The organism is Micromonospora sp. NBRC 110037 (genome assembly GCF_001652995.1).
GTDB classification, from domain to species: domain Bacteria; phylum Actinomycetota; class Actinomycetes; order Mycobacteriales; family Micromonosporaceae; genus Micromonospora; species Micromonospora chalcea.
The window spans coordinates 700,097-712,889 of the sequence record NZ_BBVA01000002.1; the positions used below are offsets into that span (position 1 = coordinate 700,097).

At 71.3% G+C, this 12,793-nt stretch carries 13 protein-coding genes; 12 read left to right on the forward strand and 1 reads right to left on the reverse strand.

The features are described from left to right. Positions 1 to 3: 3 nt before the first annotated feature. From A4R25_RS02410 to A4R25_RS02460, 12 genes are all read left to right on the forward strand, one after another. The gene (locus tag A4R25_RS02410; protein WP_043322821.1) at positions 4 to 669 is read left to right on the forward strand and encodes an HAD-IA family hydrolase; all 666 of its coding nucleotides are present in this window, start codon (positions 4 to 6) and stop codon (positions 667 to 669) included. 304 nt (positions 670 to 973) lie between these two features. Beyond that, positions 974 to 1,915, forward strand: a complete 942-nt coding sequence (locus tag A4R25_RS02415) for an ABC transporter ATP-binding protein (RefSeq protein WP_043322824.1) — start codon at positions 974 to 976, stop codon at positions 1,913 to 1,915. After that, positions 1,912 to 2,649, forward strand: coding sequence for an ABC transporter permease (locus A4R25_RS02420; protein ID WP_043322827.1), 738 nt, complete (start codon positions 1,912 to 1,914; stop codon positions 2,647 to 2,649). Before A4R25_RS02415 ends, A4R25_RS02420 begins: the two co-directional genes overlap by 4 nt. A 254-nt stretch (positions 2,650 to 2,903) precedes the next feature. Beyond that, entirely contained in the window at positions 2,904 to 3,146 is a 243-nt protein-coding gene (locus tag A4R25_RS02425) for a DUF5988 family protein (RefSeq protein ID WP_030498879.1), read from the forward strand. A gap of 20 nt (positions 3,147 to 3,166) precedes the next feature. After that, positions 3,167 to 3,547, forward strand: coding sequence for a glyoxalase/bleomycin resistance/extradiol dioxygenase family protein (locus A4R25_RS02430; protein WP_064445437.1), 381 nt, complete (start codon positions 3,167 to 3,169; stop codon positions 3,545 to 3,547). Between the two features lie 457 nt (positions 3,548 to 4,004). Continuing rightward, on the forward strand, positions 4,005 to 4,568 hold the full coding sequence (locus A4R25_RS02435; RefSeq protein WP_064445438.1) for a dihydrofolate reductase family protein: 564 nt from the start codon (positions 4,005 to 4,007) through the stop codon (positions 4,566 to 4,568). 178 nt (positions 4,569 to 4,746) lie between these two features. Beyond that, entirely contained in the window at positions 4,747 to 6,978 is a 2,232-nt protein-coding gene (locus A4R25_RS02440) for a hypothetical protein (protein ID WP_231915409.1), read from the forward strand. Positions 6,979 to 7,119: 141 nt separating this feature from the next. Beyond that, complete coding sequence (locus A4R25_RS02445) at positions 7,120 to 8,241, forward strand: glycosyltransferase (RefSeq protein ID WP_373887997.1); 1,122 nt, start codon at positions 7,120 to 7,122, stop codon at positions 8,239 to 8,241. 40 nt (positions 8,242 to 8,281) lie between these two features. After that, positions 8,282 to 9,136: a DMT family transporter gene (locus A4R25_RS02450; RefSeq protein ID WP_043322834.1), complete on the forward strand. Its 855-nt coding sequence runs from the start codon at positions 8,282 to 8,284 to the stop codon at positions 9,134 to 9,136. Further along, complete coding sequence (locus A4R25_RS32005) at positions 9,133 to 9,267, forward strand: hypothetical protein (RefSeq protein ID WP_255361247.1); 135 nt, start codon at positions 9,133 to 9,135, stop codon at positions 9,265 to 9,267. The genes A4R25_RS02450 and A4R25_RS32005 overlap by 4 nt, the downstream gene beginning before the upstream one ends. Before the next feature lie 45 nt (positions 9,268 to 9,312). After that, complete coding sequence (locus A4R25_RS02455; RefSeq protein ID WP_167435504.1) at positions 9,313 to 9,849, forward strand: phosphatase PAP2 family protein; 537 nt, start codon at positions 9,313 to 9,315, stop codon at positions 9,847 to 9,849. Positions 9,850 to 10,598: 749 nt separating this feature from the next. Then, positions 10,599 to 10,985 carry a hypothetical protein gene (locus A4R25_RS02460; RefSeq protein WP_146074779.1) on the forward strand — a complete coding sequence of 129 codons (387 nt, stop codon included), beginning with the start codon at positions 10,599 to 10,601 and terminating at the stop codon, positions 10,983 to 10,985. A gap of 82 nt (positions 10,986 to 11,067) precedes the next feature. Here the strand turns inward: A4R25_RS02460 and A4R25_RS02465 are convergent, their stop codons facing one another. Then, positions 11,068 to 12,705, reverse strand: coding sequence for a hypothetical protein (locus A4R25_RS02465; protein ID WP_064445441.1), 1,638 nt, complete (start codon positions 12,703 to 12,705; stop codon positions 11,068 to 11,070). Positions 12,706 to 12,793 lie beyond the last annotated feature (88 nt).

The window sequence follows — 12,793 nt, forward strand, 5'->3', positions numbered from 1 at the left end:
TCGATGGTCGCGAGGGCGACGGCGGCACCCGACGGTGTCCGGGCGGTGGTGTTCGACCTCGACGGGGTGCTGGTCGACAGCCTCGCCGTGGCCAGAGAGGCGTTCGCCCTCGCCTACGCCGAGGTGGTCGGCGACGGCCTGGCCCCGGTCGACGAGTACTGCCGCCACCCGGGCCGGTACCTGCCGGAGGTGCTGGAGCTGATGGGTCTGCCGGCGGCGCTCGCCGAGCCGTTCGTGCGGCAGAGCAACCGCCTTGCACACCGGGTCAGCCCGGTCGTCGGCGCGGCGGAGCTGCTGCGCACCCTGCGTCGGCGGGGGATCGGGCTCGCCGTGGCCACCGGCCGCAGCGGTGTACGCGCCCGGGACCTGCTCGGCCGGCTCGACCTGTTGCCGCTCGTCGACCACGTGGTGGGCTCGGACGAGGTGCCCCGCCCGAAGCCCGCGCCCGATATCGTACGGCGGGCGCTGCACCTGCTCGGGGCCCGGCCGGAGGAGGCGCTGATGGTCGGCGACGCGCCCAGCGACCTGGCCAGCGCGCGGGCGGCCGGGGTGACGGCGGTGGCCGCGCTGTGGGGCGAGTCCGACGAGGAGACGCTGCGCGCGGCCGGCCCGGACGTCGTTCTGACCCGGCTCGACGAGCTGCTGCCGCTCTGCCCGGCACGGCGGTGACGAGCCACACCGGATCCGTGGGCGAGAAGCCGCCCGGAGCCGCCGCCCGCCCGGACGGGACGCCCGGACACCTGGCGTGACCGGGCGACACCCCTGTCGCCGGGCGGTACCCCTGTGGAGGATGGTTTCCCGCCTCGACACCCCCGATTCGTCACCTGATCAGTTGATCGGGGCATCGGTTGCGCGGATGATGTCGGGCGTCGGTCGGCCCGGGTCCGGCCCGTTGCCGCGGACCGACGCCGCGATCAGCCGAGTGGTCCGCCCTTCCCGGCGGCAAACCGCACATGAAGGAGGACCATCCCGGATGCCGGTCATCGAGGTCGATCATCTGCAGAAGCGGTACGGCGAGAAGGTCGCGGTCGACGACGTTTCCTTCACCGTCGAGCAGGGCGAGATCTTCGGCGTCCTCGGCCCGAACGGCGCCGGCAAGACGACCACTGTGGAATGCGTGCAGGGGTTGCGCCGTCCCGACGGCGGGACCGTCCGGGTGTTCGGGCTGGACCCGGTGCGCGACCGCACCGAGGTGCGCCAGCGCGTCGGCGCCCAGCTCCAGGAGAGCCAACTGCCGGACAAGGTGCGGGTGCGGGAGGCGCTGGACCTGTACCGGTCCTTCTACCGCAACCGGGCCGACATCGACGAGCTGCTGACCGACCTCGGCCTGGCCGAGCAGCGCAACACCTACTTCCAGAAGCTCTCCGGCGGGCAGAAGCAGCGGCTGTCGGTGGCCCTGGCGCTGGTGGGCAGGCCGGAGATCGCCATCCTCGACGAGCTGACCACGGGCCTCGACCCGCAGGGCCGCCGGGACACCTGGGATCTCGTCGAGCGGATTCGCGACCGCGGCGTCACCGTCGTGCTGGTCACCCACTTCATGGAGGAGGCGCAACGACTCTGTGACCGGATCGCGATCATCGACAAGGGGCGGATGGTGGCCATCGACAGCCCCGCTGGCCTGCTCGCCCGGGTCGGCAGCGAGCACCGGGTGCACTTCCGCCCGGCGGAGCCGGTCGAGGACGCCCTGCTGCTCGCCGCGCCCGACGTGACCGGGGTCAGCCGCTACGGGGCGGAGGTGACGGTGACCGGCACGAAGGACGTGCTCCAGTCGGTCCTGGCAGTGCTCAACGGGCGCGGGACGACCTACACGGACCTGCGGGTCGAGCAGCCCACCCTCGACGACGCCTTCGTCGCCCTGACCGGCCGCGGCGGCCGGGCCGCCGCGCAGTCCCCGACCGACGGGAGGTCGTCGTGAGCGCCCTGTCCAAGCTGATCGCCGTCGAGACGAAGCTGTTCCTCCGGGAGCCCGTGTCGTTGTTCTTCGTCTTCGCCCTGCCGATCGGCCTGATGCTCGTCTTCGGCCTGCCGCAGCGTGCCGGTACCGCCGCCGACACCGGCCAGCACGCCGAGCAGACGTTCCTGCCGTCGCTCGCGCTGGCTCTCACCATCGGCATGCTCGCGCTCTTCACCCTGCCGATGGCGCTGGGCATCTACCGGGAACGCCGGATCCTGCGCCGTCTGGCGACCACCCCGGTGCAGCCCGCGCTGCTGCTGGTCGCCCAGGTCGTGGTCAACCTCGTGATGGGCGTGCTCGGTGCGGTGGTCACCTCGATCGCCGTGCGGTTCCTGCTGGACCAGCCGGCGCCGGCCAACCTGCCCGGGTTCGTACTGGCCTTCCTCCTCGGGGTCGCGTGCCTGTTCGCCGTCGGCCTGCTGATCGCGGCGCTGGCGCCGTCGGCCCGGGCGGCACAGTCGATCGGCCCCGCGCTGTTCTTCCCGCTGCTCTTCCTGGCCGGCGCCTGGCTGCCCCGCGACCGGATGCCGGGTGCCCTGGCGGCCGTGGCCGACTACTCGCCGCTCGGCGCGACTGTCGACACCATCGGCGCGGCGTGGGCGGGGGCCGACCCCGAGCTGCCGCAGCTGATCGCCCTGGCCGTCACGGCCGCCGTCGCCGCCCTGGGGGCGACGCGGTTCTTCCGCTGGGAGTGAGCCCGCCTCCCGACCGGGCTGGTCCGCCGGCATCGTCGCTGCCCAGGGCCGTTTCTAGGGGTGCGCTAAGGGTGCTCACGAAATGTGATCTGCACTACGTTCGGAGCTGAACGGGTGGCCGCTCACCGGACAAGGACGTTCGACCGCGGAGCGTCCGTTCACCCGGCAACGGGTGTCGTTGGACCTGTGTGGACCGAACCGCGTCGCCCCTGCGGCGGCTCGCGGGGTGTGCGGAATGCGACGGAGGTCGTGCCATGAAGGACGTTTCGCAAGCTGATCCGGTCGCCCGGGACGCCGCCGGCGTCATCGATGTCGTCCTGGAGGGCGGCCCGGCCGGCCTGCCGGCCGATCTGCGCAGCCGTCGGGTGTCCAGGGCCGAGAAGAAGATCAAGATCCTGTACTACGGCGGGTACGAGCACTTCGAGCGGGGCACCGCCGCCGCGACGGTCGAGCCGGTGGTCTTCCGCTGGACCGGCCGGACCCGGATCGCCGAGTAGCGAAGGGACGCAGCAGTCTCATGCGGGCACAGGACCAGCGGACGGGACCGCACCTGACGGTCAGCGACACGAGCGAGGCGATCGCCTTCTACACGGACGTCTTCGACGCCGTGGCCATCCAACGGGAGTGCCTGCTCGACGGGCATGTCGTGCACGCGGAACTGGCCGTCGGCGGTCATCGCCTGATCGTGAGCGAGTGGTGGGAGGCGGGCGACCCGTCGGTGGCCGCGAACCGTGACGAGGTGTTGACCATCGAGCGGACGGACCCCGAGTCGGTGCTGCGGCGGGCGGTGGCCGCGGGCGCCCATGTCGAGCCGCCGGCTGCCCCGTCGCACCAGGTCACGTTGCGCGACCCCGCCGGCCTCTGCTGGACCGTCGTCGGCCCGCAGCGGGCGGGGTAGGGCGAGTCCCGGCGGACCCGGGACAGGCCGCGGGAACCCGTGCGTACGGCGCGGGTTCCCGCGGCCTGTCCGGCGGGACGTCGCCGGAGTCCGCGCGGTGCGCGGCGCCTGGGCGCTCCTCCGGTCTCCTGGTCAGCCGCGCGGCGGTCCCGCCGACAGTCCGGCTTCCGCCGTCAGGTCCTGAGTCGTACGCGGGCCGGCGGGGGCGACGATCACCTGATCGTCTGCCGGGCCGACGGTTCCCTCAGCGCCTCCGCCACCAGCGTACGCAGCCGCCCGGCGGTCGCCCCGGCCGGCACACGCGGCGGTGGGCGTGCACCGTTCGCCGTTGGTGTCGGCCGGAGGTGTCGGATCTGGGCAGGGGTGTTCGTAGTCAATGAGCGGGGCAGCCCACGAGGCTGCTGGGTGATGCGCCCGTGCGTCCAGGCTGTTGCGGTTGACCATCGAGAGGTAAGGCATGGCCAAGCTGATCTATGTGAACAACGTGTCGCTCGACGGCTACATGGAGGACGAACGCGGCGCGTTCGCCTGGTTGCCGATGGACGACGAGGTGTTCGTCGTCTACACCGATCTCCTGCGGTCCGTGGGCACGTTCCTCTACGGACGGCGGCTGTACGAGGCGATGGCCGTATGGGAAACCGACGCCGCTCTGGCCGCGCAGTCCGACCTCATGGCCGACTTCGCAAGCGCCTGGCAGGCAGCGGGAAAGGTCGTGTACTCCACGACCCTCGCCGCGGTGTCGACCGCCGACACCCGGCTCGAACGCCGCTTCGACCCCGCCGCGGTACGCGAACTGAAGGCCACGGCCGGCAGCGATCTCACCGTTGGAGGTGCAAACCTCGCGGCGCAGGCTCTTGAGGCCGGGCTGGTCGACGAGTGCCAGCTGTTCGTCTGGCCCGTGGTCGTCGGCGGGGGTAAGCCGGGCCTGCCGACCGGCATGCGCGTCGACCTCGAACTCCTCGACGAGCGCCGATTCCGAAACGGCGTCGTACACCTCCGCTACCGCCCTGTCGGGCAGTGAACGACGGCCCGTCCGATCGCCTGCGCTTGCGTGAAGGTGGGGCGCTGACGGCTGATCCGACCGGATGAGGTCGACCATCACCCACTCCGGTGAACGCATCCCGGGCGCGGCTCAATCCCCGCTCTCGGTGTTCGGTGTTCGGCAGCGGCACCGTGGCAGCTTCTGTGACGCTGTCCTGGTGAGCGCGCCCGGTGACGAGGCTGTCGAGCTGCGTGTTCACGGGGTCTCCGGCGCGTCGGCGGAGACCATCGTCGATCATCCGATCGTGGTGCGGGTGGCGGGGGACCGGCACGCCGGGTTCTACCGGGTCCGGGAGGGACTCGGTCGGGCGGGCGGCGCCACCGCCGGGGTGGTGGTGGAGGCGTACCGGTGGGGGGCCCTGACCGCGGGGGTGGCGGTGCGGACGGCGTCCATGCTGCTGCTGTTGCCGTTCATGCTGGGCAACCTCGCGGTCTGGCTGCGCCCCACCCTGGCGGACCGGTTCGGCCTGCTCGGCGGGTTGTGTCGCCTGCTCGCCGGGTCGCTGACCGTGGCGTTCACGCTCGCGCTGGTCGGGGTGAGCATGAACCTGCCCGGCTGGCAGTGCGTGCCGTACGTGGAGTGCCGGCAGGGGCGGCCGTACCTGTCCTGGCTGGCGGCGTTGCCAATGGGCCCGCGCCTGGCGGTGCTGGCATTGGTGCCGCTGCTGGCGTTGCGGGTGTTCTGGGCCGTCGGCGCGCGCTCGGCGCGTGCCTTCGAAGGCTTCGAGGCCACCCCGCCACACGAGCGGCTGCTGGAGTCGACCGGGAGCCTAGCCGCACCGGGGATCTGGCACGACGAGCGGATGACGTCGTGGCTGCGTCAGATCCATGTCGGGCTGGGCGCCGGCACTGTTTACCTCAGCCTGGTCGTCGCGGTGTCACACGATCGGTGGAACGGCGTAGCCGTCGCGCTGCTCGGCCTCACCGGCGGACTCGTGCTGTTCTGCGCCGCGCTGCTGCTGGTGACAGTGAGCGTGAGGTGGGCCGGCCCGCTGCGACGCCTGCTGTGGATCCTCGTCGCGGTGGCCACCGTGTCGAGTCTCGGATACGCCGTGTCCCGACGGGAGGTGCCGGTGGTGGCCGGGCAGATGCCCGGCTACGAGGGCGCGGCCGCCGGCCTGGTCACCGCGCAGGGACTGCTGCTGGTCCTGATCGCCGCGGTGACGCTGGCGCGGCAGCGCACCCGGCCGGCCGGCTCGCGCGCGCTGCTGCGCGGACTCGGCACGCCGCTGGTGGCGGCGATGTCGGTCACGGTCACCTCCGCCTACACCACCACGTTGGTGTTCCGGACCGCCGACCATCTCGACCGGGGCCGCATCCCCGACCCGATCCGGCCCAGCCCACCTGCGCTGGGCCCACTGGAACCACCGGTGGCGTACTGGTGGGCCGCGCTCGCCGGGCTGGCCGCGTTGCTCGTCGTCACCGCGGCGATTGCCCTCACCCTGCCCGCCGCCCGGCGCCGTCGTCGGGCGTACGCGCAACGCGTGGTCGAGCGGGACTACCCCGACGCGCCCGCTTCGGCGGCGCCGCGGCTGGCCGCGGTCCGCGACACGGTCGCCCGCTCCTTCGTCACCGAGGAACTCGGGCCGACCCTGGTCGCGTTCTTCGTGGTCTCCTCACTCGGGCTCGCCACCGTGGCGCTCGACCTCGTCGGGATCGGCCCCACACAACTCGCCGCCCGCCTCAATCGGCGCCACGACGTCCTCGCCGTGCTCACCGCATATGTCACCGACATCGGTATCTGGATCATCAGCCTCATCGTCGTCGGACTGCTGATCCTGGCCTACCGCGCGTACCGGTCGCCGGAGACCCGCCGGCTCGTCGGCGTGTTGTGGGATCTGGGCACCTTCTGGCCCCGGACGGTGCACCCGTTCGCACCGCCCTGCTACGCGGCGCGGGCCGTGCCCGAACTGACGCGGCGGGTCTGCGCACTGGCCGCGCATGGGCCCGTGGTGATCTCCGGGCACAGCCACGGCTCGGTACTGGCCGCCGCCACCGTCCTGCACCTGCCATCCGAGACTCTGCCACGGATCGCGTTGCTGACCCACGGCAGCCCCCTGTACCGGATCTATGCCCGCCTCTACCCGGCCTACCTCGGCGAACGGGTGCTGTGGGAGCTCGGTGAGCGGATCGACTGGCGGTGGCGCAACCTGTGGCGTGACACCGACCCGATCGGCGCGCCGATCTTCGACCATCCCGACCTCACGCCTGGCGTACCTCGGGAGGCCGCAACTGTCGACGTGCGGCTGCGCGATCCCCGCGGTGTCACCGTGGAGCCGACGGACACCGTTCCGCCCGCGGTGGAACGCCACTGGCCGTATCACACGCAACCGGAGTACCAGGACGCTGTCAGGCTCCTCGTCGGGAGGATCCGTGGCCGTGCGCCGTAGGTGGCGAGGTCAGGTTCGGGGCGCGGCCTGGACGACCACGGGGGGAGTCGCCCAGGCCGCGTCGGTGGTCAGGTGTGACGACGGTGACAGCGGGTACCCGCGCCCGTGAACAACGGGTGGCGGGAGCATCCTCATGCCCGGATCCCTCCCGGAACGTGGCCTGCACCGGATCGCCGGTGTGGCGGCGGAGGGATCGTCGTGGTGTCGGCCGACATCGGCGCGGGCCACGACGCTGCCGCCGCTGAACTGGCTGCCCGGCTCGCCCTCGACGGCGTCGAGGTGCACCACCTCAACTTCTTCACGTCCCTGCCCAAGCCCCTGCACGGGATGATCCGCGAAGGTTACCGGTCGCTGTTGCGCTGGTGCCCGCTCAGCTACGACGCCTTGTTCACGATCACCGACCGTTCGCCACCGCTGGTGGCTATGATCAGGTCCGCCTTACGGTCGGCCCGCCGGCGGATGCTGATGCAAATGCCGCCGGACACCGGCCTGGTCGTGTCGACGTTCCCGTTCGCCAACCAGGTCCTCGGCCCGCTGCGCCACAGCGGGAGGCTGAGCACACCGGTCGTCACCTATGTCACCGACTTCGTCATCCACCCGACCTGGATGGCGACCGGCGTCGACACCTACTGCGTGATCCACGAGGCCACCCAGCAGCAAGCCGCTGTTCGTGGCGCACCGGACGTCCGACTCGTCGACCCGCTTGTAGCCGCCCGCTACCGGCCACCGACGGATGCCGCCAGACGCGCCGCCCGCGCCCAGTTCACGCTGCCCGAAAAGGGAAGACTAGCGCTCATCGTCGCCGGGTCCTGGGGTGCCGGCGACGTGGCCCGTACCGCCAGGGAGGTGCTGGCCGCCGGCTGTGTCACACCGGTGGTGGTATGCGGACGAAACGACAGCCTGCGCCGGCGCCTGGCCGGCTTTCCCGGGCACGTCATGGGCTGGGTCGACGACATGCCCACCCTCATGCAGGCGGTGGACCTGATCGTGGAGAACGCTGGTGGCCTCACCTGCCAGCAGGCACTGGCCGCGGGTCTGCCCACCATCACCTATCGCCCGCTTCCCGGCCACGGCCGAGCCAATGCGCAGGTGCTCGCCGGCGCAGGCCTGACCACCTACGTCCGAAACCCCGCCGACCTGTGCCAGGAGTTGACCCGCACAGCGGCTTCCGCCCTGCCGGCGTTCACCAGCGCCGACGACATGGCCGCGATCGTGTCCGCGACCCTGCGGTCCGGGGCCGGAGTGGATGGGAACCCGCGGTGACGTCCCGGCGCTCACCCGCGGACCACTCCTGCACCCAGCCATGATCTTTTACGCGCTGGCCGGGGCCTTCAGCTTCGCGCTGTCCGCCGCGCTGCATCAGCGCGCCGCGGCCCAGCAGCCGCGCTTCGCAGCGCTCGACCCGCGGCTGTTGCTGCGGCTGTTCCGCAACCGCCTGTGGCTTTCCGGCTGGATCCCGGACACGGCCGGAGTCGTCTTCCAGGTGCTCGCGTTGCGTTCCGGCGCGCTCGCGGTCGTGCAACCCATCATGGCCAGCGGGCTGTTCATGGCAGTGCTGATCGAGGCCGTCATCGCCGGCCAGCGCGTCGCGCGCCGGGACCTGCTCGCGGTTGCGGTGGGCGTGGTGGGCCTGACCGCGTTCCTGCTTCTCGCCGACGTCCGCGCCGGCGTGACCCGCCCTGCGCCGACGGCCTGGACGGTCGCCATGAGCTGCGCGGTGGCGGCCATTACGGCCTGCGTCCTGGCCGCGCGTCGCCGCCATGGCGCCGCGCGGGGCGCGCTGCTGGGCGTGGCCAGCGGCGTCGCGTACAGCTTCGCGGCGGCGCTGGTCAAGGACCTCGCCGGCGGCTCCCCGGGCTCCCTGCTGTCCGCCGTGGTCAGCTGGCGATCCGCGGCGCTGATAGTGGCCGTCGCCATCGGGCTGATCCTGAATCAGGCCGCCTTCCAGCACGGTCGCCTCGCCGCACCCCTGACAGCTCTCACGCTCACCGACCCCGTCGTCAGCGTTCTCGTCGCCATCACCGTCTTCCGGGAAACACTCTCCGACGAGCCCATCCGTATCGTCGGCCTTGTCCTGGCGGCCGTCACGGTCGGCGGCGGCGTGTGGCTCGCTGCTTCCGCCTGCTCGGCGGGATCGGTCGAACACCGCCGACGGTGACCGTCACCCTTCCCGGTGCCTTCGTGGGCGTGCTGCTCGGCGTCGGCACACCCGTCGAGGCGGTCGCCGTCGCGGTGACCATCGAACTGGTCGCCGACGGGCTGCTTCGCCGACCGGAACGCCGCGGATAACCCGATCTCCCCGAGGTCCCGCCACCGAGTCGGCAGGATGACATGGTGAACTACCGCCTGTTCGAACTCATAAACGATCACGCCGGACGCATCGACGGTATCGACGACGTCATGGAGTTCGCCGCGACCAGGCTGCTGTATCTGATCTTCGCAGTCACCGCATTGCTTGCCGTGGTGACACTGCGCCGCCGACGAACACGCCCGGTCGTCGAGCTCGGCGCCGCCCTGGTCCTCGCCTTTGCCGCAGCCACCGTCCTGGCGCATTCGAACAGTCAGCAGCGCCCGTTCCAGAGTCATCACGTGCACCAGCTGATCCCTCACGGTGCGGGAGTTTCGCTGCCCAGCGACCACGCCACCGCCGCGTTCGCGCTGGCGTTCGGCGCTTACGCCTTCCTGAGCCGCCGGTGGGGCGTGGTACTGGCCGGAGCGGCGCTTGTCGTCGGGGTCGCCCGCGTCTGGGTCGGCGTGCACTACCCAGGCGACATCCTCGCCGCGGCAGTCATCGCCGGCCTCGCCGTCGTGGCCGTCAGCCTGGCGGGCCACCGCCGGCGTCGACTCGGCGCACCGAGTCGACGAACATAGCGGGGCACCAGTCAGCCGGACCCTGGCTCCGATCATCACATTCACGAGGCGCCACCGCGTGAAGCCTTCGGTAACGACGAGGCCGTCACCCGTGATGACCGGCGTATGTCCCAGGAAGTGCCTCATGCCGGGCTGCCGCGAGGCAGACCATGCGTTGGGCGCTCTGCTTGTGACGCCCCTGCCATGGCCGCCGCCCCCGTAGGCGAGGTGCGGGGGCGGTGGCTGTGCCTCGGGGAGCGGGCTGCCCGTTGGGCCCTACGAGGCGTCCGCTTGGCCTGGGCGGTCAGGGGACCCAGCAGACGGAGGTTGCCGTGGGCCGGGACGCCGGGGTCGGTGGTGCAGAGGAACAGCGTCTGGTCCGGGGGCACCCGGCATGGCGCCTCGTCAGCATGCTCGGTCCGACCGCCGGGTGGCTCATCCGCTTGATGCCGTGCCCGCGCTCGTACACGTGGTGCCTGTTGCGGCAGGTACCGGACTGCGGATTCCTGATCGGCAGCTCGCTGACGAGCTGGTTGTTCGGGTGCACGGGTCGCCCGGCACGCCTGCACGGCCGGTGCATGTGGTCACGCACCGACCGTTCTCGGCCCGCCGGAGGTCACCCGCAGCGGTGACGCTCCCGCTTCGGTGTCTGGGATCGGCTCGTTTCGGCAAAGATCGGAGGGCGGGGCAGGCGCAGCAAGGGCACGAATGGGTGTCTGCCCGCCACATCGACGCTCCGCCAGCAGGGGCGAGTTCCTACGGAGGGTGTGGTGGCCGACGGGAACGCAAGCGACAGGGGCCTACGGCTGGCGGCTGTCCTGCTGGGCCTGGCCGGGATCTTCGACGCGGTAGCTGGTGCGGCCGACCTGAGCGGCACCCGCTACGTCTCGGTTGCTGACGGTGCCGTGCACGAGCACGACCTCACCGGCTGGGCTTGGCTGCATCTGGCCGTCGGGGTGTTCACGGCGCTGGCCGGAGCCCTCGGACCGCTCCGCCGCCGTTGGTCGACGTCCCTGGCTCTGGCCGCGGTGGTGATCTTCGTCGGGCTCCACCTGTTCTTCCTCACCTATCACCCGATCCGCACGGTGCTGGTGCTCGGACTGGCACTGGCTGCCGCCCGCTTACTGATCATCAATCGATCTCGCGCTGTGGCTTGAGAGCGTCCGGGCGACGGTACCCGCACGCCTTGGCAAGGCGAGCGGCCGGCTCCGCGGTGGGCCGGCGACCAACGAGGACGGATCAGTCGGTTGGCTGACACACCTTCCCCGTGAAGGCGGGATCGGGTTGCCGGAACGCGGACCAGGCCGGGTTGGCCGCGATGGGCAGGGGCGGGGCCTGCCAGGCGGCGCCGAGACGTTGCAGGAGTGGGTACTCCTCGCGTTCCTGCTGGATCGGTTCGCCGGAGAGGAAGGTCAGGAGCCGGTCTTCGACCAGGCTGCGGTTGAGAAGACCCCCGTGTACGCCGGGCATCTGGAAGACGGGGATCCCGCTGTAGTCGCCGGGTGGCGCCTCTGCGGCCGTGGTGGTGGGAATGAAAGCGACCATCCGGATCCCGGGCACCGGACACATGAGTTGGTTACGGTAGAACGGCGCGTCGTCGACCAGGGAGCGGATGAACGGTTCGTCGGGCCCGGCATGTGGGCCACCGAACAGGCGCATCACGCCGAACACGATCCGAAGCTGCGATCCCGTCGCCACGCCCCAGCCGTGGTTCTCGCGCGGGGGCGGGTAGTAGGCGCGACCCGCGTTGATCAGGGGACTGAACATGGCCAGCGTGTCGACGGCGGGGTGCGCTCGCTGCTGAAGGTAGGTTCGGGCGACGATCGCGCCTTCGCTTTCCCCGATCAGGGCGATCGGCCGGCCGGTGCGCTGGTGTAGCCGTCGCACCTGTTCGTCGAGGAGTCCCACGCTGTCCGCCACCGAGATCGTGGTGTCGTGCGGCCGGTAGGGCAGGGGTGTGCCGTCCCGGCTCAACCCCCGGTAGGAGAACCTCTCGACACGATTGTCGAGAGGTTGCTCGCCCCCGTACGACGACCCGTAACCTGCGAGGACGATGACTGCCTGCGGCACGTCGGGCGGCAGCGGGTGGTCGAGGACCACCGCCTCGGCCCGCAGGCTCTTGTCCGGCACGGCATCCACCATCGGCGGGATGAGCAACGGCACCGCAAGGGCGAGAACCGCCGCGACGGGAGTCGCCGGCACCCTCACCCACCGTGTCGATGGATTGATCAGCGCGGTACGGACCGTCCGGTTCCACAGCAGCCCGTTGACCACCCCGGCCACGGCGGCCACCGGCACCGACCACCAGCCCGGCAGACTCCAGCACAACGCGCCGGCCACGGTCAGCACCACGAAGTTGAGCATCGACCATCCCACCAGCGAGATCGACGGCAGGCCTCGCCACCACGGCCCTACCACAGCCGCCCGTTGCAGGAATGGCGCCAGCAGGAACAACGGCACCAGGGAGGCCAGCAGGACCCAGGACAGCGCCACCACCGACGCGGCCACCGAGATCAAGGCCCACGGGGCGACGAAGACCGCCACCAACGCGGCGAGCCCGACATTCCGTTTCAACAGCCACCGCGCCGGTGGCCGAGGCACCTCAGCCGGCCATGCCAACATCACCAGCAGCGTGTGAAAGAGCCCTCGGGCCACCACCAGCAAACTGAGCCAGAATACGAATGACGGCCACGAGTCGTGATAGACATACAGCCACCGCAGGTCGTGGTAGGTGTCGTACGGCCACACCGCCGCCGCCTGCGGCGCGAGGCCCCGCGCCGCGACGAAACCCAGCGAGACCAAGACGACGGCCTCGACCGTCGGAGACACCGCGGTCAGCAGCAGCAGGCCCACCAGTCTGCGGTCCGCGACCAGCACGCTGCCTCCCTTGCCGTTGCCCTCTGCATGGAGATTTCCGCACACCACACCCAAACGACGGCGTATCCCGCAAGGCCGTACCCGATAG